Raw genomic sequence first — 20136 nt, forward strand, 5'->3', positions numbered from 1 at the left:
CCTTCTTCGGCCGGGCGGCTTCTTCCCTGCCCGGGCCACCTGATTCCTGCCTCACCAAGACCCCTCGAGGAGGCTGTCCCTGTGACCGCCCGCAAGCCGCCCCGCAAAGCGCCCGATCCCTCCGCGACCCCAACAGCGCCTGCTGCCGGGCCGACCCCAGCGGCCCAGCCGGCCTCCGCAGCCCCAGCGGCCCAGCCGGAACTCTCAGCCTCCTCGGCCACTGCGGCGCCCTCGGCACCCGCGGGCTCGGCCACCTCCCCGGCCACGCGGAAGAAGACAGCGGAGAAGCGGACCGATGCCTCTCCCCCGCGGCCGCGGCGTGGCGGTGGTCGCGGCGTCCGGCCGGTGCGAGCCCTCGACGACGCCGACCGGGGCCGGCTGCTGGCCGGTGAGCACCATGCCCCGCACGATCTGCTCGGCGCGCACATGGTCCGTGGTGGTGTGGCGATCCGGGTGCTCCGTCCGTACGCGCGATCGGTGACCGTGCTCGCCAAGGGGCTGCGGACCGAGCTGCACGACGACGGCGACGGCCTCTTCTCCGGTCTGCTGCCGATGCCGTCCGTCCCCGAGTACCAACTCCTGGTCGGCTACGCGGACAACGAGGTCGAGGTCCATGATCCGTACCGTTTCCTGCCCGCGCTCGGCGATCTCGATCTGCATCTGATCGGCGAGGGACGGCACGAGGAGCTGTGGACCGCCCTCGGCGCACAGCCCATGGAGCACCAGGGGGTCGCCGGTACGCGGTTCACCGTCTGGGCGCCCAATGCCCGCGGTGTGCGGGTCGTCGGGGACTTCAACTACTGGGACGGCACGGGCTTCCCGATGCGTTCGCTCGGTTCCAGCGGGGTCTGGGAGCTGTTCCTCCCCGCGATCGGCGAGGGTGCGCTCTACAAGTTCGACATCTGCCGCCCGGACGGTACGCACACGGTGCGCGCCGACCCGATGGCCCGCCGCGCCGAGGTCCCGCCCGCCAATGCCTCGGTCGTGACGGCCTCGCACCACGAGTGGCAGGACCAGGAGTGGATGGCGCACCGCGGGGACGCACCCGTGCACGAGGCGCCGTTGTCCGTGTACGAGGTGCATCTGCCGTCCTGGCGGCCGGGACTCACGTACCGCCGGCTCGCCGAGCAACTTCCGGCCTATGTAAGGGATCTGGGGTTCACACATGTGGAGCTGATGCCGGTCTCCGAGCACCCCTTCGGTGGCTCCTGGGGCTATCAGGTCACCGGCTTCTTCGCCCCGACCTCGCGCATGGGCACCCCTGACGACTTCCGGTATCTGATCGACGCGCTGCACCGGTCCGGCATCGGCGTCATCGTCGACTGGGTGCCCGCGCACTTCCCGCGCGACGACTGGGCGCTCGCCGAGTTCGACGGCCGCCCGCTGTACGAGCACTCTGACCCGGCACGCGCCGCGCACCCCGACTGGGGCACGCTCGAGTTCGACTTCGGCCGCACGGAGGTGCGCAACTTCCTGGTCGCCAACGCCACGTACTGGTGCGAGGAGTTCCACATCGACGGGCTGCGGGTCGACGCCGTCGCCTCGATGCTCTACCTCGACTACTCGCGCGAGGAAGGGGGGTGGGCTCCGAACGAGCACGGCGGCCGGGAGAATCTGGACGCTGTCGCCTTCCTCCAGGAGATGAACGCCACCGTGTACCGGCGTAATCCTGGCGTCGTCACCATCGCCGAGGAGTCCACCGCCTGGGACGGCGTCACGCGCGCCACCCACCATGTCGGCCCCGGCGGCTTCGGCGGGCTCGGCTTCGGACTGAAGTGGAACATGGGCTGGATGCACGACTCCTTGGAGTACGTCTCGAAGGAGCCGGTGCACCGCAAGTACCACCACAACGAGATGACCTTCTCGATGGTGTACGCCTACAGCGAGAACTACGTGCTGCCGATCTCGCACGACGAGGTCGTGCACGGCAAGCGGGCGCTGGTGTCGAAGATGCCCGGCGACTGGTGGCAGCAGCGCGCCAACCACCGGGCGTATCTCGGCTTCATGTGGGCGCACCCGGGCAAGCAACTGCTGTTCATGGGGCAGGAGTTCGCCCAGGGAGCCGAGTGGTCGGAGGGCCACGGCCCGGACTGGTGGCTGCTCGACCCGTCGTACGCGGCGGAGGCGGACCACCGGGGCGTCCGGGACCTGGTGCGTGAGCTGAACGCGGTGTACACGACGACACCGGCGCTGTGGCAACGCGACACCGTCCCCGAGGGCTTCGCCTGGGTCGACGGCGGAGCTGCCGAGGACAATGTCTTCGCCTTCCTGCGTTTCGACGCGGACGGTGCGCCGCTGCTCGCGGTGTCGAACTTCTCGCCGGTGGTCCGCCACGAGTACCGGCTGGGCGTGCCGTCGTCCGCGTCCGCCTGGGCGGAGGTGCTCAACACGGACGCGGCACGGTTCGGCGGCGGGGACGTCCTCAACCCGGATCCGCTGAAGCCGGAGTCCGTCGCCGCCCACGGTCACCGCACGAGCGTCCAGCTCACTCTGCCGCCGCTGGCGACGGTGTGGCTGAAGCCGGTGTGATGACCCCGAGCCGCTGGGTGGCCCGGGTCAGCGCCACATAGAGATCGTTGGGGGTCATCAGCGCAGGCGCGACGACGAGAACCGTGTCGAACTCCAGGCCCTTGGCCTGGCGCGGGTCGAGCAGGACGACGGGCCGGTGCAGATCCAGCGGCCCGTCGTCGAGTCCGGTGAGTTCCGCGTGGAGCTCGCGCGGGGCGATGACGGCGAGCCTGCCCTCCGCCGGGGCCTCGGCCTCGGCGAGCCCGGCCACGTCGGCGAGCGGCAGAGTGCGCTCCCAGGGCCGTGCACCGGTGGAGCGGATGGAGCGCGGGGGTTCGAAGGCGGGGTCGGTGGCCCGGCGCCGCTCGGCCGCGTACTCCATGATCTCGGCGGGCGTACGGTAGTTGACCCCGAGCCGGGCCAGCTGCCAGCGGTCCTGGACATGCGGCGCGAGGATCTCCTGCCAGGAGTCGCAGCCTGCCAGGTCGCCGGTCTGGGCCGGGTCGCCGACCAGGGTCATCGAGCGGGTCGGGCTGCGGCGCATCAGCAGCCGCCAGGCCATGGCCGACAGCTCCTGCGCCTCGTCGACGATGATGTGCCCGAACGCCCAGGTCCGGTCGGCGGCGGCGCGCTCGGCGGCGCTGCGGTGGTCGGCCTCCTCCTGACGCTCGGCGAACCGTTCGGCGTCGATGATGTCGTGTGCCGCGAGGACCTCGGAGGCGTCCTCGTCGATGTCCTCCTTGTCCTCGAACTCGTAGGTACGGGAGGCGTACGAGACGTCGAGGACGCCCTGCGCATAGGCGATCTGACGGGCCCGCTCGGCCTCGGCGGCGGCCCGGGCGGCGGAGTCGTCCGCACCGAGGAGCTCGGCGGCCTCGTCCAGGAGGGGCACGTCGGCAGGTGTCCAGGCGGCCTTCTGCGCGCGCCGGAGCAGCTCGGCGTCGTCCTCGGCCAGGTGCGTGGGCTCCTCCAGATAGCTGGCGAGGAACTCCTGCGGGGTGAGCGCCGGCCACAGGGAGGTGATGGCGGCGTGCACCTCCGCGCTGGCGGCGATGCCCTTGCCGAGCTGGGCGATGTCGTCGGGGCCGAGGAAGTTCGGGCCGCCGTACGGGTCGGCGCCGATGCGGTCGGCGAGCTGCGTGGTGAGATCGTCGATGATCCGGAAGGCGAAGGTGGGCAGGGCGAGATTGTGCGGCAGCCCGGTCTCGCGGGCCTTGTGCCGCGCTTCGACTGCCATGTCCCAGTCGAGGATCAGCTCCCCGTCGTCGTGCGCGATGACGATCGGCTCGCCCTTGTCGGGCACCTGCTGCCGGTCCCGTACCGCCTCGGCCAGTACGCCGGCCATGTCCGCCCGGCCCTTGACGGCGGCGGCCGCCGGGCTGTCGGTGCCGGTGGCGCGGACGCCGGGGAACAGTTCGCCGACCGTCGACAGCAGTACGCCGGTCTCACCGAGCGAGGGCAGCACGTCGCCGATGTAGCCGAGGAAGGCCGGGTTGGGCCCGACGATCAGCACGGCCCGCTTGGCGAGCTGCTCGCGGTGCGCGTACAGCAGATACGCGGCCCGGTGCAGCGCGACCGCGGTCTTCCCGGTGCCCGGCCCTCCCTCGACGACGAGCACCCCGCGCTGCGGGGCGCGGATGATGCGGTCCTGTTCGGCCTGGATGGTCGAGACGATGTCGCCCATCCGGCCCGTGCGGGCGGTGTTCAGCGCGGCGAGCAGCACCTCGTCGGCGTCGTGCGACTCGTATCCGGTGCGGTTGGTGTCGGCGAGATCCATGATCTCGTCGTGCAACCCCGTGACCGTGCGCCCCTGCGTGGTGATGTGCCTCCTGCGGCGCAGCCCCATAGGTTCATACCCGGTCGCGAGATAGAACGGCCGCGCGACGGGAGCCCGCCAGTCGATCAGCAACGGGGTCCGCGCGACGTCGTCCCGCCGGATTCCGATGCGCCCGATGTGGTATGTGACTCCGTCGCGCCTGTCGATCCGTCCGAAACAGAGTCCCGTGTCGGCGGCATTCAGCGAGGCGAGTGAGGCGGAGTGCTCGGCGACACCGATATCGCGCTCCACCCGCGCCTGTCGACCGGTGCTGAGCTGCGCGATCGTGGCACGCATGGCAGCTTCGGCCGCTGCCCGGAGCTGGTCGAGCCGCTCGTGGGCGAAGGAGACGAATTGCTGTTCCTGCCGCATTTCCTCGGTTGACAATTCAGCTCCTGGCGCGATAGAGTACATTTATTGAAGTTCTCCGTGTATTACGCTTCACGCACACACGGAACTATTCAATATAGGCGAAGAAATACCCCGACCGTCAATTCGGACCGGGGTTTTTGTTTGCGTCCAGGAGGCGCTTGGCGAAGGGCCGGTGCCCCCGTCGCATCGAGCACGGCGCGCAGCCGTACGAGGATGCCCCGCCGCAAGGCGGCGTCGCCGGAGTCGACCCGGAGGGCCGCGCGGCCGGAGTCGGGCGCGCGGATGCGATCGATGGCCCGGACCGCGAGCACGGGGGAAGCAAGCAGCTCGGAGCAAGCTCAGAAAAAGCTCTGAAATCAGGCTTGTTCGGATTGACCGTGCTTCACACGGAGATACCCCTCGTATACGCACATTCATCCGGAGCACGTCCGGATCGGGGGCTGCCATGTGGACCGCACTCACGCTCATCGACGCCGCGACCGCACTGGTCGCCGCCACCGCCTGCCTGGCCCTCTCCGGTCGGCGGCTGCCGCCGTGGCGGCGCCAGGAGCGCGCGCCCGAACTGGGTCCGTACGATGCGGCGTTCCTGGCGGGCGGACCGGAGCGGGTGGTGGAGGCGGCGCTCCACACCCTGTGGGGCAGTGACAACAACGTCGTGATCGGGTCGGGTGGGCGGCTGCGGTTGCCCGAGCCGTGGACGGAACCCGGGCATCCGGTGGAGCATGCCGTGGTCGAGAAGTGGCGGACCTCCGGCTCTACGACCCCGACGCTGCTGCGGGTACGGGCGGTGCGGGCCGGGGCCGTACGCGCGATCGGCGACCGGCTCGTCTCGTACGGTCTGCTGATGTCCCCGCCACGCGCCCTGGCCCGCCTGTACGCCGCGCGCGGCCTGGTCGTCGTGGTGTGCAGCACAGCGGTCCTGGCCACCTTGGCCGTCCCGCAGGGGCTACGGCAGGCGGCACCGTTCATCGCGGTGGGAGCCTGCTGTCTGGCCGTACGGGTGCTGTGCCCGGCGCGGGGACCGCTGACCCCGGCGGGCCGTCGCCGCCTCGCAGCGATACGCACCGGTGAGGTGTGGGCATCGGCCGCGCTCGGGGCCGTGGTGTTCGACGGGCGCAGCGCGCTGCCGGGTGAGCGCCGGCGCTCCCGGCGGTGGGACGGGGGCGGGGGCCGTCTGCCCTCGGTGGGCCGCATGCTGATCAAGTACGGAAAGGCGCTGGATCCGGACGACGACCGGAACCCGGACAGCGGCGGCGCCGGCAGCGACCACAGCTCCTACGGATCCGGCAGCTCCCACGACTCGTACGGCTCGCACGGATCCTCGTACGACGGAGGAGGTCACCACCACAGCTGCGGCGGTGGCAGCAGCTGTGGCGGCGGAAACTACTGAGCGTTGTGGCTCACACCTTCTCGAGCACGCCCTCCAGCTCCTGAAGGAGCCTGCGCTTGGGCCGGGCGCCCACCATCGACTGCACCGGCTCGCCGGACCGGAACACCATCAGGGTCGGCATCGACAGCACGGCGTAGCGGCTCGTGATGCCCGGGTTGGCATCCACGTCGATCTGGACAATCTTGATGCGCCCGGCCTCCTCGGCGGCGATCGCGCTGAGCACGGGGGCGAGCTGACGGCAGGGTCCGCACCAGTCTGCGGTGAACTCGACCAGCACCGGGAGCTCGGCCCCCAGTACCTCCCCGTCGAAGGTGGCGTCGGTGACCTCGGTCACGCCCTCTGCATGAATCATCTGTCATCCTCCCAGTTCACAACGTGGTTCCGGGCCGCCAGGAAGCTCGGCCGCGGCCTCCATCTCGGCCCTCGCGAGCTCTGCGCCCACCTGGGCGCGGACCGACTTGAGCTGCTCGATGAGCGAGTCGAGCTCGCCGAGCTTGCGCCGGTAGACGGCGAGCGAGGCGGGGCAGGCGTCACCGGCCGGGTGGCCGGCGCGCAGGCACTCGACGAACGGCCGGGTCTCCTCCAGATCGAACCCGAAGTCCTGCAGGGTCCGGATCTGCTGCAGCAGACGCAGATCGTCCTCGTCGTACGTGCGGTACCCGTTCACGGTCCGCCGCGCAGGCAGCAGCCCGCGTGACTCGTAGTAGCGCAGAGTCCGCGTCGTCGTCCCGGCCCGCTCGGCCAGCTCCCCGATTCGCATGCTTCGACCGTAAGGGTTGACGCGGGCGTCAAGGCAAGCGCGGGGCTCTCCTCCCCGAGGCATTCCTTCAACTGCCTTTTACATTCAAGAAGTTAAGAGTGCATCGCCATTGACGGTCTCCTGGCGTGCATCTACAAAAGCGTGAGAGCGCTCTCAAGACCGGTACCTCGTTTCTGTCCCCCCGCCCCCACCGGAGAGGTGTTCCTTGAACGCGAGCCGCATCCACCTGCCCGCCCACTCCCCCACCTCCACCCCCCGCAGACGCACCACCGCACTCGCCGCGCTGACCGTGCTGGCCCTGCTCCTGGCCGGACTGGCCACTGTCCTCGGCACCGGGTCCGCACGCGGCGCCGTCCCCCCGGCGCCCGGCTGGGACCTGAAGTGGAGCGACGACTTCAACGGCGCCGACCGCTCCCTCCCCTCGGCCGCGAACTGGCAGATCGACACCGGCCACGCCTACCCGGGCGGCCCCGCGAACTGGGGCACGGGTGAGATCCAGAACTACACCGCCAGCCCTGACAACCTCAGTCTCGACGGCAACGGCAACCTCCGGATCACCCCGCTCCGGGACGGTGCGGGCAACTGGACCTCCGGCCGGGTCGAGACCACACGCTCCGACTTCAAGGCCCCGGCGGGCGGCACTCTGCGCATCGAGAGCCGGATCCAGATGCCGAACGTCACCGGGAACGCGGCGCTCGGCTACTGGCCCGCGTTCTGGGCGCTCGGCTCCCCGTACCGTGGCAACTACTGGAACTGGCCGGGTATAGGCGAGTTCGACATCATGGAGAACGTCAACGGGATCAACTCCGTCTGGGGCGTGCTGCACTGCGGCGTCAACCCGGGCGGCCCGTGCAACGAGACCAGCGGCATCGCCAACAATCGGGCTTGCCCCGGTGCCAGTTGCCAGTCCGCGTTCCACACGTACACGTTCGAGTGGGACCGCTCCGTCACCCCCAATGTGCTGCGCTGGTACGTGGACGGCCAGCAGTTCCACTCCGTCTCCCAGAGCCAGCTGGACGCCGGCACCTGGGCCGCCATGACCGATCACGCGGGGTACTTCATCCTTCTCAACCTCGCGATCGGCGGCGCGTTCCCCGATGCGCTGGGCGGCAGTACCCCCACCGCCGAGACCGTCCCGGGCCGCCCCATGCTCGTCGACTACGTCGGTGTCTGGACCAAGGGCGGCGGGGGCACCGACCCGACCGATCCCCCGGACCCGACCGACCCGCCGTCCGGCTCCTCCGACCTCACGCTCCGCTCCGGTGGCGGTCTCGGTGCGGCCGAGGCGTCCGGCTCGGCCGCTACGCTCGCCTCGGCGGGTGGCGCCAACTACGACGGCGCCCTGCACAGCCCGCAGACCTTCACCGCCTCCGGCATCACCCGGACCTACAACGGCGGGTCCACCCAGTTCGACCTGTTCGTCGACGCCGGTGCGACAGTCGCCAACGGGCAGCAGGTGAGGGTGAGTTATGACCGCACGGGCGACGGGACCTGGGACCGGACGGAGACGTACAACTACTTCCCCACCGACCCCGTCCCCGGCTACGAGCACTACACGCAGAGCAAGGGACTCATGGCCTCGACCGGGAGCCAGGGCAATCTGGTGAACGGCAAGGTCAAGGTAGAGATCTGGAACGCCATCGGCAACGGCTCCAGCACGGTCGGGATCGGCAACCAGTCGGTCGTCCACATCCCGTTCGGCTGACCGCACAGCTGACATACGTGTGCGGCCGGTACGAGAGTCCCGTACCGGCCGCACACGCACGCCGCTACCCCTTCGCCAGCGAGGCCTTCTCGCCGTCGCCGCCCCTGGACTCCGGGACGTACGCCTCGGCGGGGGCTTCGTCCGTGATCATCTTCTCGTCGAACGGGATGGAGCCGGACAGCACCTGGTCCACCCGCTCCTTGTCGATCTCCTTGGTCCAGGTGCCGACCAGCACCGTGGCGACCGCGTTGCCCGCGAAGTTCGTCAGGGCGCGGGCCTCGCTCATGAAGCGGTCGATGCCGACGATCAGACCGACGCCGTCGACCAGGCCGGGGCGGTGGGACTGCAGGCCGCCCGCCAGCGTGGCGAGGCCAGCGCCGGTGACGCCTGCCGCACCCTTCGAGGCGACGATCATGAAGAGCAGGAGCGAGATCTGCTCTCCTGCGCTCAGCGGGTCTCCCATCGCGTTGGCGATGAAGAGCGAGGACATCGTCAGATAGATGGCAGTGCCGTCGAGGTTGAACGAGTAACCGGTCGGCACGGTGATGCCCGCGACCGACTTGCTGACGCCCAGGTGCTCCATCTTGGCGATGAGCCGCGGCAGCGCGGACTCCGACGACGAGGTGGAGAGGATCAACAGGAACTCGCGGCCCAGGTACTTCAGCAGGAGCAGCAGGTTCACCCCGGCCACCAGCCGCAGGATCGTGCCGAGCACCACGAAGACGAAGATCGCGCAGGTGATGTAGAAGCCGACCATGATGATCGCGAGGGACTTCAGCGCGTCGACGCCGGTCTCGCCGACCACGGCCGCCATCGCACCGAAGGCACCGACCGGGGCCGCCCACATGATCATGGCGAGGACACGGAAGACGAGTCGCTGGATGTGGCCGATGCCACGCAGGACGGGCTCGCCGGCCGATCCCATGGCCTGGAGTGCGAAGCCCGCGAGCAGGGCGACGAGCAGGGTCTGGAGCACTTCGCCCTCGGTGAAGGCGGAGACCATGGTCGTCGGGATGACGCCCAGCAGGAAGTCCACGGTGGACTCGCTCGCGCCCGCCGCCTGCTTCTCGCCGGCGGCGCGCACGGCTTCGGTGAGATGGAGACCCTGGCCGGGCTCCAGGATGTTGCCGACGAGCAGACCGATGGCGAGGGCCACGGTCGACATCACCAGGAAGTAGCCGAGTGCGAGCCCGCCGACCGCGCCCACCTTGGCGGCCTTGCGGACCGAGCCGACGCCCAGCACGATCGTGCAGAAGATGATCGGCGAGATCATCATCTTGATGAGGTTCACGAAGCCGGTACCGATCGGCTTCAGCTCGACGGCTACCCCGGGGGCCACGAAGCCCACCAGGATGCCGAGTGCCACAGCGCCGATCACGGCGAGATACAGATAATGCGTACGGTCCCGCCTGGCGGCTGGCACTCCCACGGGGTTCTCCTCGGCTCGTCCCTGTCCGTCCCCCGTCCCTGGGGGTCCCGGCGAATATCCCGCCCCGTGTGACGGCCGTCACCCTTACGTGCATTTAGTTCATATGTTTTCGGCCAGGCAGACTGTGAGCATGCGTCTCCCACGCCCCCGTACCCGTCCCCGCAGCCTGGCCGGTCAGCTCTTCGCGATGCAGGTGGTGCTGGTTGCGGCCGTGGTGGCGGGGTGCGCGTTCTTCGCGTACGTCTCCGGGAGCGCGCAGGCGGAGGAGACCGCGACCCGGCAGGTCAGGGCGGCGGCGCTGGCGGTGGCCGATTCACCGTCCGTACGGGAGGCGATCCGCACCCCGGACCCGACCGCCGTGCTCCAGCCGTACGCGGAGAAGGTCCGCAAGGACACCGGGATCGCCTTCGTCACGATCATGAGCCCGGACCGGATCCGCTGGACGCACCCCGACGCGGACCGGATCGGGGAGACGTTCCTCGGCCACACCGCGAGGGCGCTGCGCGGCGAGACGTTCACGGAGACGTACACCGGCACACTCGGCCCCTCGATCCGGGTCGTCACCCCGATCCGGGACGGCGGCAGGATCACCGGCCTGGTCAGCGCGGGCATCACGGTCGAGCGGGTCTCCTCGCAGGTGCGGGCGCAGCTCGGCGCGCTGGGGCTCGCGGCGGGCGGGGCACTCGCCCTCGGCGGCATCGGCACGTATGTGATCAACGCCCGGCTGCGGCGCCACACGCACGGAATGAACGCCGCCGAGCTGAGCCGGATGCACGACTACCACCAGGCCACGCTGCACGCGGTGCGCGAGGGGCTACTGATGCTCGACGGACAGCGCAGGATCGCGCTGGTCAACGACGCGGGCCGGGAGCTGCTCGGGCTGCCGTCGGGTGCGGTCGGACGCCGGGTGGCCGAACTGGAACTGCCGGCGCCGCTGACCGGGGCGCTGCTGGCCTCCGAGGAGCGGGTCGACGAGCTGCATCTGACGGCGGACCGGGTGATCGTGGTCAACACCCGTCCGGTGGTGGGCGGCGAGCAGCGCGGTACGGTCGTGACCCTTCGCGACCACACGGAACTCCAGGCGCTGTCCGGTGAGTTGGACTCGGAGCGGGGGTTCACCCAGGCGCTGCGCTCACAGGCGCACGAGGCGGCGAACCGGCTGCACACGGTCGTCTCGCTGATCGAGCTCGGCCGCGTGGAGGAGGCGGTCGGCTTCGCGACGGCGGAGCTGGAGCTGGCGCAGGTCCTCACCGACCGGGTCGTCGGCGCCGTCGCCGAACCGGTGCTGGCGGCGCTGCTGCTGGGCAAGGCGGCGCAGGCGAACGAGCGGGGGGTGGAGCTGGTGCTCGCGGACGACAGTGTGATCGACGACGGCGCGCTGCCCGCGACGCTGCCGCAGCGCGATCTGGTGACGATCCTCGGCAATCTGATCGACAACGCGGTGGATGCCGCGTCGGAGGCGGCGACGGCCCCGCCGCCCGGCGCGGGTGTCCCCTCCGGTGCGCCCTCCGCCGCGGGGACCGTGCCCGGGGCCGGAGTGGCGGCGGACTCCGCAGCCGTGCCCGCCCAGCGCGGTGCGGCACCGCGCCGCGCCGGCCGCGCGCGGGTCACCGTCACCGCGCTCGCCGACGACCGTGAGCTGCTGCTGCGCGTCGCGGACACCGGGGCCGGAGTCGATCCGGACGTCGCCGCCGAGGTGTTCGACCGCGGCTGGTCGACGCACGGCGCCGGTCGTGGGCTCGGGCTGGCGCTCGTGCAGCAGGCCGCGCACCGGGCCGGCGGGACGGTCGCGCTGAGCGGAGGTCCGGACGGCGGCGCGGAGTTCACCGTACGGCTCCCGCTGTCTCCGTCGGCCACGCAGCAGCACGCGCCGAAGGAGCCCACCCCGTGATCCAGGTGCTGGTCGTCGAGGACGATCCCGTGGCCGCCGACGCCCACAGGCTGTACGTCGGCCGGGTCCCCGGCTTCACCGTGGCCGCGGTCGCGCATTCGCGTGCGGAGGCGGTACGGGCGCTGGACCGTACCCACGTCGATCTGCTGCTGCTGGACCTGTATCTGCCCGATGGACACGGTCTGCAGCTGCTGCGGTCGCTGCGCGCCGCCGGGCACACGGCGGATGTCATCGCCGTCACGTCGGCGCGTGATCTGGCGGTGGTCCGGGAAGGGGTGTCGCTCGGTGTCGTCCAGTACGTGCTGAAGCCGTTCACCTTCGCCACCCTGCGCGACCGCCTCATGCGCTACGCCGAGTTCCGTGCGGCGGCCGGTGAGGCGAGCGGCCAGGACGAGGTGGACCGGGCGCTCGGCGCGCTCCGTGCTCCGCAGCCGTCCCGGCTGCCCAAGGGGCTGAGCGGCCCGACGCTGGAGGCGGTGACCCGTGCGCTGCGGGCCTCCCCGGACGGGGTGACCGCAGCCGCGACCGGCGTGGAGCTGGGCATCTCGCGGATCACCGCACGCCGCTATCTGGAGCACCTGGTGTCGGTGGGCCGCGCCGTCCGCAGTCCGCAGTACGGGCAGATCGGGCGGCCGGAGCTGCACTACCGGTGGGTGGCCGAAACGCGCTGACCGTACGCCCGTCCGTACGTTCGGCCGCGCCGACGCCCATCCGTACATCCAGCTGCATTTCCACCCGTACGTCGCACCGACAACAAGCGCTTCCCGCACGGGGATTGACCTTGTCGACGGGCCGGTCCTACGGTCACGGTCTCAGCCCCCCGTGGCTATGAGGAGGTCGTGCCCGTGCGCCCCACCGCCCCACTTATCCTCGCCGCCGCAGTCACCGTTCTGGCTGCCGGCTCGCTGACCGCCTGCTCCTCCGGTTCCGGCAGTGATCCGGACACCGTGAAGGTCGCGTACAACCGTTCCACGGACAACAAGATCCGTTTCAAGGACGCCTATATCGAGTCGGTGAAGAAGCAGTTCGAGAAGGAACACCCCGGCAAGAAGATCAAGTTGATACCGATTCAGGCGGCGGACAACGACTACGCCACCAAGGTGCAGCAGATGATGCGCTCGCCGAAGACGGCACCGGATCTGGTCTACGAGGACACCTTCCGGATCAACTCCGACATCAAGGCCGGCTATCTCCGGCCGCTGGACACATATCTCGCCGAGTGGGACACCTGGAGCCAGTTCGTGGACACGGCGAAGGCCGCTGCGAAGGCCGAGGACGGCAAGACGTACGGCGTCCCGGACGGCACCGACACCCGTGGGCTCTGGTACAACAAGAAGATCTTCGCCAAGGCGGGGCTGCCGGCCGACTGGCAGCCGAAGAACTGGGAAGAGGTCCTGGACGCGGCCCGCGCGATCAAGAAGAAGGTCCCCGGCGTCATCCCGCTGAATGTGTACACGGGCAAGGCCCCGGGCGAGGCCGCGGTGATGCAGGGCTTCGAGATGCTGCTGTACGGGACCGGCGACGACCCGCTCTACGACCCCGGCGCCAAGAAGTGGGTGGCCGGCGGTCAGGGCTTCCGCGACGCGCTCGGCTTCGTGGGGACGGTGTACGGGGAGAAGCTCGGCCCTGATCCGTCCGACGCGCTCGACCCCAACGTCGGTACGCATGTGGCCACCGAGTGGTTCCCCGAGGGCAAGCTGGCCATCTCGCTGGACGGCTCCTGGATGGGCCAGAACTGGATCAACGAGGGACCCAAGGCGTGGCCCGAGTGGAAGACGGAACTCGCCCAGACCCCGATGCCCACCCAGAACGGCCAGGAGCCCGGGAAGGTGTCCATGTCGGGCGGCTGGACCTGGGCGATCCCACAGAAGGCCAAGAACCCGGATCTGGCCTGGGAGTTCGTCAAGACGATGCAGACCCCGCAGAACGCGTCGAAGTGGGATGTGGTGGGTGCGCAGATCGCGGTGCGCAAGGACGTGGCGAAGGATCCGGCGTATCTGAAGTCGATGCCCGGCATCGACTTCTTCACCGGCCTCGTCCAGTACACGCACTACCGTCCCGCTCTGCCCGTCTACCCGCAGGTGTCGACGGCCATCGGTGAGGCGATGGAGAAGGTGACGACGGGCGACGGATCGCCGGAGTCGGCGGCGAAGGAGTACGACGAGCAGCTGAAGACCCTTGTCGACGGCGCGGTCGTCACGAAGTGAGCGGCGCCGCGTCGAAAGCCGGACCCTTGCGATCACGGCGAGCGGAGTCGTGGCAGCAGGCAGGGTCGCGGCGGCGTGCGGAAGCGTGGCGGCAGGCAGGGCGGTGGCTGCCGATCGCCCCCGCCACCGCGCTGCTGCTGCTCTTCCTCGCGGGCCCCATCGGCTACTGCGTATGGATCGCCTTCACCAACACCCAGCTGACCGGATCGTCGAGCTCCGACTTCGTCGGCTTCGCCAACTTCCGGCGGGCGTTCGCCGACGACAACTTCCGTAACGCCGTCCAGCTGACGCTCGCCTTCACCTTCCTGTCGTCGATCGTCGGACAGAACACGCTGGGACTGGCGCTCGCGGGTCTGATGCGGGCGGCGTCCCGCCCGGTCCGTACGGTCACCGGGGCGCTGGTCATCACGGCCTGGGTCCTGCCGGAGATCGTCGCGGCATTCCTGCTGTACGCGTTCTTCCGCCGCGAGGGCACATTGAACGCGATCCTGGACCAGCTCCATCTGCCGGCCCAGAACTGGCTGTTCACGCTGCCGATCCTGGCAGTGTCGTTCGCCAACGTGTGGCGCGGGACGGCGTTCTCGATGCTGATCTACTCGGCGGCGCTCGCCGAGATCCCGCAGGACATCACGGAGGCCGCCGAGGTCGACGGGGCGAGCGGGCCGCGCCGGCTGTGGCACATCACGCTGCCGATGATCCGCCGTTCCATCGGCACCAATCTGATGCTCAACACCTTGTCCACGCTCTCCGTGTTCGGACTGATCTGGGCGATGACCCGCGGCGGTCCGGGCAACCGCAGCCAGACGCTCCCGGTGTTCATGTACGACCAGGCGTTCGTGAACAGTCTGATCGGCTACGGGACGGCGGTGGCGCTGCTGCTGCTTCTGGTGGGATCCCTGTTCTCGATCGTCTATCTGCGGCTGATGAAGGTGGAGGTGTGACGGGCGTGAAAGGCGTGACGACGTCCCGGCGCACCCGGGCGCGGCTGGCGTCCGACGGGGCGCTGCTGCTGGTCGCGGCGGCGTTCGCACTGCCGCTGGTGTGGCTGCTGTTCGCCTCGCTGGACGGCAGCGCCGATCTTCGGGTGCGACCGCCGACGTCACCGACTCTGGAGAACTTCGACGCGGTCCTCACCGACGAGATCACCTTCACGCCGATGCTCAACAGTCTGCTGCTGTGCGGCAGTGCGACGCTGCTGACCGTGGTGTGCGCGGCGCTGGCCGCGTATCCGCTCTCCCGCCACCGCTCGCGCCTGACCCGCCCGTACCTGCTGACGATCCTGTTCACGACATGCCTGCCGATCACCGCCATCATGGTGCCGGTGTACGGGCTCTTCGTACAGGTCGATCTGATCGACACGATGTACGGGACGGCGCTCTTCCTCGCCACCGCCCAGCTGCCGTTCGCCATCTGGCTGATGAAGAACTTCATGGACGGCGTGCCGAAGGTGCTGGAGGAGGCGGCCTGGACGGACGGGGCGTCGACGACACAGACACTGGTCCGGGTGGTGCTGCCGCTGATGGGGCCGGGGGTGGGCGTGGTGACGATCTACACCTTCATCATGCTGTGGGGAAACTTCTTCGTCCCCTTCATGCTGCTGCTCTCCCCCGAGCAACTCCCGGCCTCCGTCTCGATCTTCACCTTTTTCGGCAACTACGGATCGGTGGTCTACGGGCAGCTGGCGGCGTTCTCGATCCTGTACTCGACGCCGGTGCTGCTGCTGTACATCCTGATCTCGCGCCGCCTGGGCGGTGGGTTCGCCCTGGGCGGCGCGGTCAAGGGATGAACGGGCGGCGCAGGCTAGGACGTTCCTACGAGCCGTGATCTCGGTCGAACACACCGTAGTCAGGCCGGGTCCCGGCTCCTACGGTGGGGCCGTGCACCCCACCCCGCCCTTCAACGCCCCCGCCGCGCGCCGACTGCGCGAAGCCCTGGGGATGGCGCCCGGTCATGTCGCGTACGGCCTCGGCGCCCAGTACGGACTCCGGATCAGCGCGGACACCGTCGCCGCCTGGGAACGTGGTCTCGCGCTGCCCGGCGAGAGGGAACTCACGGCGCTGGCCGGAGTGCTGTGGTGCGCGCCGGGCGATCTGCTGACCGCCGCCCGCAGCCTGCGCGAACACCGGGTGGCCCGTGGCCTGGCCGTGGACGAGCTGGCGCGGCTGCTGGGGCTGGCGGTCTCCGCGTACCAGCGGATGGAGGATTCGGGGCGCTGGCGCGGCAACGAACGCCAGTCCGCCGCGCTCAGCGAGGCGTTGGAGCTGACGGCGGCCGACTTCGTGACGGCGACCGGGCGGAACGAGGATCTCGGGGAGCTGCTGCGCAGCGCGGTGACAACGCGCTGGCAGGCGTACACCCGGCCGGTGGCGAAGCTGGTGCCGCTGGAGCGGCGGCTGCTGCAGGACGTGCTGGAACAGCTGCACTCCGACTACCAGGCACTGATGGTGTCGACGCTGAGCTGGAGCACGGGGGGTCCGGAGCGGGCGGGCGCGGACGGCGAGGCGGGGCGGGCGTTTCTGGACGGGATCGTGGAGCGGTTCTGGGAGACGGCGGGGGCGTAGCGAGCCCGGCGCCCGGCCGGCCCGGCCCTCAGGGGCCGGCCCTCGAAGCCGGCCCCTGAGGAGAGTCGGACCCGCAGGTCAGAACACCGACTCCGCCTCGTACATCCGGTCCTTCGGCACCGTTTTCAGCTGTGTGATCGCGTCCGCCAGCGGCACCATCCTGATGTCGTTGCCGCGCAGCGCCGTCATCCGGCCGAAGTCGCCCCGGTGCGCCGCCTCGACCGCGTGCCAGCCGAAGCGGGTCGCGAGCACCCGGTCGTACGCGGTCGGCGTGCCGCCGCGCTGGACATGGCCGAGAATGACCGGCCGGGCCTCCTTGCCGAGGCGGGTCTCCAGCTCGACCGCGAGCCGGTTGCCGATGCCCTGGAAGCGCTCGTGGCCGAATTGGTCGATCTCGCCCTTGGCGTACGGCATCGAGCCCTCGACCGGGTGCGCGCCCTCGGCGACGCAGATGACCGCGAACTTCTTGCCGCGGGCGAAGCGCTCCTCGACCATCTTGACGAGGTCCGCGACCTCGAACGGCCGCTCGGGCAGACAGATGCCGTGCGCGCCGCCCGCCATGCCGGACTCCAGGGCGATCCAGCCCGCGTGCCGGCCCATCACCTCGACGACCATGACCCGCTGGTGCGATTCGGCCGTGGTCTTGAGACGGTCTATGGCTTCGGTGGCGACACCCACCGCCGTGTCGAAGCCGAAGGTACGGTCGGTGGACGAGATGTCGTTGTCGATGGTCTTCGGAACGCCGACGACGGGCATCCCGGCGTCCGACAGCATCCGGGCCGCGGTGAGGGTGCCCTCCCCGCCGATCGGGATCAGCACGTCGATGCCGTAACGGCGGCTCAGCTCGTCACAGTTCTCGGCGGCTTCACGGAGCCGGTCGCGCTCCAGCCGGGCCGAGCCGAGGATGGTGCCGCCGTGCGCGAGGATGCCACTGACCGCGTTGAGATCGAGGGGGCGGAAGTGTCCGTCGAGGAGACCCTTGAAGCCGTCCTCGAACCCGATGACTTCATCGCCGTGACCCACCACGGCGCGGTGCACGACCGACCGGATCACTGCGTTCAGACCTGGGCAATCGCCGCCTGCGGTGAGAACTCCGATGCGCATCGTGCCGTATCTCCTGCTCGTTAGTGCCGTGCATTTCGGGGGCGACTGCGGAATCCCCCGTACCGTGAGCCACAACGATTGTCCCACGTCAGGTCCGGACCTCGCGCTCCCGGCCTGCCCGGGGCGCGGCATCCGACCGCTGCAGGCGTATCAGCACCCCGGAACAGGGGCTTTCGCCCGGGGGGCGGCCGGTCTGCACCCGCAGGTATCGTCAAAAAGGGCGATACCACACCAAACAGCCAGAACGACGGGAGAGCATGCGTGACGCGCAGCGTGTACGTGACGGGGATCGACCGGGGAGACGGCCGCCAGGTCGTCGATCTGGGAGTCATGGAGCTCCTGACGCGTCAGGTGGACCGGGTCGGGGTGTTCCGGCCGCTGGTCCACGACAGCCCCGACCGGCTGTTCGAGTTGCTGCGGGCCCGCTACCGGCTCGCCCAGGACCCGTCGTCGGTCTACGGCCTGGACTATGCGGAGGCGTCCGCGCTACAGGCGGAGAAGGGTACCGACGAACTGGTCTCGCGGCTCGTCGACCGCTTCCATCAGGTGGCCCGGATGTACGAGGTGGTCCTGGTCCTCGGCACCGACTTCGCGGCCACCCAGCTCCCCGACGAGCTGGCGCTCAACGCCCGGCTGGCCAATGAGTTCGGCGCCTCGGTGATCGTGGTGGTCGGCGGGAAGGGGCAGGACGCGGAGTCCGTGCGGGCCGAGACGCGCAATGCCTACCGGGCGTACGCCGGTCTGGGCTGCGACGTCCTCGAGATGGTGGTGAACCGGGTGGCGGCCGAGGACCGCGAGATCATCGCCGAGCGGCTGACGGCGCGGCTGCCCGTGCCGTGTTCGGTCCTGCCGGACGACGCCGCGCTCTCCGCGCCGACCGTCGCCCAGATCACCGCGGCGCTCGGCGGCACCGTACTGCTGGGCGACGACGCGGGGCTGGCCCGGGACGCGCTGGACTTCGTCTTCGGCGGTGCGATGCTGCCGAATCTGCTGAACGCGCTGACGCCCGGCTGCCTGGTGGTCACGCCCGGGGACCGGGCGGATCTGGTGGTCGGCGCACTGGCCGCGCACAGCGCCGGCACCCCGCCCATCGCAGGTCTGCTGCTGACGCTGGACGAGCGCCCCGGCGAGGAGATACTCAAGCTGGCCGCACGGCTCGCACCGGGCACGCCGGTCGTGTCGGTGGCCGGCGGCTCCTTCCCCACAGCGGCCGAACTCTTCACACTGGAGGGCAAGTTGAACGCGGCGACGCCCCGCAAGGCGGAGACCGCACTCGGCCTCTTCGAGCGCCATGTGGACACCCCCGCCCTGCTGGACCGGATCTCGGTGGCCCGCAGCGGCCGCGTCACGCCGATGATGTTCGAGCACGAGCTGCTGGAGCAGGCCCGCGCGGACCGGCGCCGGGTGGTGCTGCCGGAGGGCACCGAGGAGCGGGTGCTGCGCGCCGCCGATGTGCTGCTGCGCCGCGATGTCTGCGATCTCACCCTCCTCGGCGACCTGGACGTCATCCGGAAGAAGGCGGCCGACCTCGGCATCGATCTTGCCGGAACCCAGCTGATCGACCCGCAGACCTCGGAGTTGCGCCAGGCGTTCGCGGAGCGGTACGCACAGCTGCGCGCGCACCGCGGGGTCACGGTGGAGCTGGCCTACGACGTCGTCTCGGACGTGAACTACTTCGGCACCCTGATGGTCCAGGAGGGTCTGGCCGACGGGATGGTCTCCGGGGCCGTGCACTCCACCGCGGCGACGATCCGCCCCGCCTTCGAGATCATCAAGAGCAAGGGGGCCGCGCGGAGCGCGTTAGGCAGGGCGGCGGCGGGAGACGGGAGGGCCCGGGCGGACGCGTCGATCGTGTCCTCCGTCTTCTTCATGTGCCTCGCCGACAAGGTCCTGGTGTACGGCGACTGCGCGGTCAACCCGGACCCGGACGCGGAGCAACTCGCCGACATCGCCGTCCAGTCCGCCACCACGGCCGCCCGTTTCGGCGTGGAGCCGCGGATCGCGATGCTCTCGTACTCGACGGGCACCTCGGGCACGGGGGCCGACGTCGACAAGGTGCGCCAGGCCACGGACCGGGTGCGCGAGAGCCGCCCGGACCTCAGGATCGAGGGCCCGATCCAGTACGACGCGGCGGTCGAGCCGAGCGTGGCCGCGACCAAGCTGCCCGGTTCGGAGGTGGCGGGGCAGGCGACCGTGCTGATCTTCCCGGACCTGAACACCGGCAACAACACGTACAAGGCCGTGCAGCGCTCGGCGGGCGCCGTGGCTGTGGGGCCGGTGCTCCAGGGTCTGCGCAAGCCCGTCAACGACCTGTCGCGCGGTGCGCTGGTCCAGGACATCGTCAACACCGTGGCCATCACTGCGATCCAGGCGCAGGCCCAGGAGTGAACCGC

At 70.1% G+C, this 20136-nt stretch carries 15 protein-coding genes; 10 read left to right on the forward strand and 5 right to left on the reverse strand.

Translation table 11 applies throughout. The features are described from left to right. The first annotated feature begins 81 nt into the window (after window positions 1–81). Window positions 82–2529, forward strand: coding sequence for a 1,4-alpha-glucan branching enzyme (gene glgB / locus ACIA8E_RS01210; protein ID WP_399292970.1), 2448 nt, complete (start codon window positions 82–84; stop codon window positions 2527–2529). On the opposite strand, the gene ACIA8E_RS01215 is transcribed toward glgB, so the two are convergent. After that, window positions 2486–4696 carry a HelD family protein gene (locus ACIA8E_RS01215; RefSeq protein WP_399293767.1) on the reverse strand — a complete coding sequence of 737 codons (2211 nt, stop codon included), beginning with the start codon at window positions 4694–4696 and terminating at the stop codon, window positions 2486–2488. The two genes, glgB and ACIA8E_RS01215, sit on opposite strands and share 44 nt — an antisense overlap. 445 nt (window positions 4697–5141) lie before the next feature. Between ACIA8E_RS01215 and ACIA8E_RS01220 the strand changes: the two genes are divergently transcribed. After that, entirely contained in the window at window positions 5142–6086 is a 945-nt protein-coding gene (locus ACIA8E_RS01220; RefSeq protein WP_399292972.1) for a TIGR04222 domain-containing membrane protein, read from the forward strand. Window positions 6087–6096: 10 nt separating this feature from the next. Here the strand turns inward: ACIA8E_RS01220 and trxA are convergent, their stop codons facing one another. Both trxA and ACIA8E_RS01230 read right to left on the reverse strand, forming a co-directional pair. Then, window positions 6097–6438: a thioredoxin gene (gene trxA, locus ACIA8E_RS01225; RefSeq protein ID WP_399292974.1), complete on the reverse strand. Its 342-nt coding sequence runs from the start codon at window positions 6436–6438 to the stop codon at window positions 6097–6099. Between the two features lie 3 nt (window positions 6439–6441). Next, window positions 6442–6846, reverse strand: coding sequence for a MerR family transcriptional regulator (locus ACIA8E_RS01230; protein ID WP_399292976.1), 405 nt, complete (start codon window positions 6844–6846; stop codon window positions 6442–6444). A gap of 205 nt (window positions 6847–7051) precedes the next feature. On the opposite strand from ACIA8E_RS01230, the gene ACIA8E_RS01235 reads away from it, so the two are divergent. Further along, on the forward strand, window positions 7052–8551 hold the full coding sequence (locus ACIA8E_RS01235; RefSeq protein ID WP_399292978.1) for a 1,3-beta-glucanase: 1500 nt from the start codon (window positions 7052–7054) through the stop codon (window positions 8549–8551). A 64-nt stretch (window positions 8552–8615) separates the two neighbouring features. Here the strand turns inward: ACIA8E_RS01235 and ACIA8E_RS01240 are convergent, their stop codons facing one another. Continuing rightward, window positions 8616–9980, reverse strand: coding sequence for a cation:dicarboxylate symporter family transporter (locus ACIA8E_RS01240; RefSeq protein WP_399292980.1), 1365 nt, complete (start codon window positions 9978–9980; stop codon window positions 8616–8618). 130 nt (window positions 9981–10110) lie between these two features. On the opposite strand from ACIA8E_RS01240, the gene ACIA8E_RS01245 reads away from it, so the two are divergent. The 6 genes from ACIA8E_RS01245 to ACIA8E_RS01270 all read left to right on the forward strand — a co-directional run bounded on the left by ACIA8E_RS01245 (window position 10111) and on the right by ACIA8E_RS01270 (window position 16639). Further along, window positions 10111–11871: an ATP-binding protein gene (locus tag ACIA8E_RS01245; protein ID WP_399292982.1), complete on the forward strand. Its 1761-nt coding sequence runs from the start codon at window positions 10111–10113 to the stop codon at window positions 11869–11871. Continuing rightward, window positions 11868–12542, forward strand: a complete 675-nt coding sequence (locus ACIA8E_RS01250) for a response regulator (protein ID WP_399292984.1) — start codon at window positions 11868–11870, stop codon at window positions 12540–12542. Before ACIA8E_RS01245 ends, ACIA8E_RS01250 begins: the two co-directional genes overlap by 4 nt. Window positions 12543–12716: 174 nt before the next feature. Next, on the forward strand, window positions 12717–14078 hold the full coding sequence (locus tag ACIA8E_RS01255; protein ID WP_399292986.1) for an ABC transporter substrate-binding protein: 1362 nt from the start codon (window positions 12717–12719) through the stop codon (window positions 14076–14078). A 107-nt stretch (window positions 14079–14185) separates the two neighbouring features. Next, entirely contained in the window at window positions 14186–15019 is an 834-nt protein-coding gene (locus ACIA8E_RS01260; protein WP_356498397.1) for a sugar ABC transporter permease, read from the forward strand. Beyond that, window positions 15016–15864 carry a carbohydrate ABC transporter permease gene (locus ACIA8E_RS01265; protein ID WP_399292988.1) on the forward strand — a complete coding sequence of 283 codons (849 nt, stop codon included), beginning with the start codon at window positions 15016–15018 and terminating at the stop codon, window positions 15862–15864. The genes ACIA8E_RS01260 and ACIA8E_RS01265 overlap by 4 nt, the downstream gene beginning before the upstream one ends. 151 nt (window positions 15865–16015) lie before the next feature. Then, the gene (locus ACIA8E_RS01270; protein WP_399293770.1) at window positions 16016–16639 is read left to right on the forward strand and encodes a helix-turn-helix domain-containing protein; all 624 of its coding nucleotides are present in this window, start codon (window positions 16016–16018) and stop codon (window positions 16637–16639) included. Between the two features lie 78 nt (window positions 16640–16717). On the opposite strand, the gene ACIA8E_RS01275 is transcribed toward ACIA8E_RS01270, so the two are convergent. Further along, window positions 16718–17743, reverse strand: a complete 1026-nt coding sequence (locus ACIA8E_RS01275) for an ATP-dependent 6-phosphofructokinase (protein ID WP_399292990.1) — start codon at window positions 17741–17743, stop codon at window positions 16718–16720. Window positions 17744–18004: 261 nt separating this feature from the next. Between ACIA8E_RS01275 and pta the strand changes: the two genes are divergently transcribed. Next, window positions 18005–20131 carry a phosphate acetyltransferase gene (pta, locus tag ACIA8E_RS01280; RefSeq protein ID WP_399292992.1) on the forward strand — a complete coding sequence of 709 codons (2127 nt, stop codon included), beginning with the start codon at window positions 18005–18007 and terminating at the stop codon, window positions 20129–20131. Window positions 20132–20136 lie beyond the last annotated feature (5 nt).

It is taken from the genome of Streptomyces sp. NPDC051664, assembly GCF_044453545.1.
GTDB lineage: Bacteria > Actinomycetota > Actinomycetes > Streptomycetales > Streptomycetaceae > Streptomyces.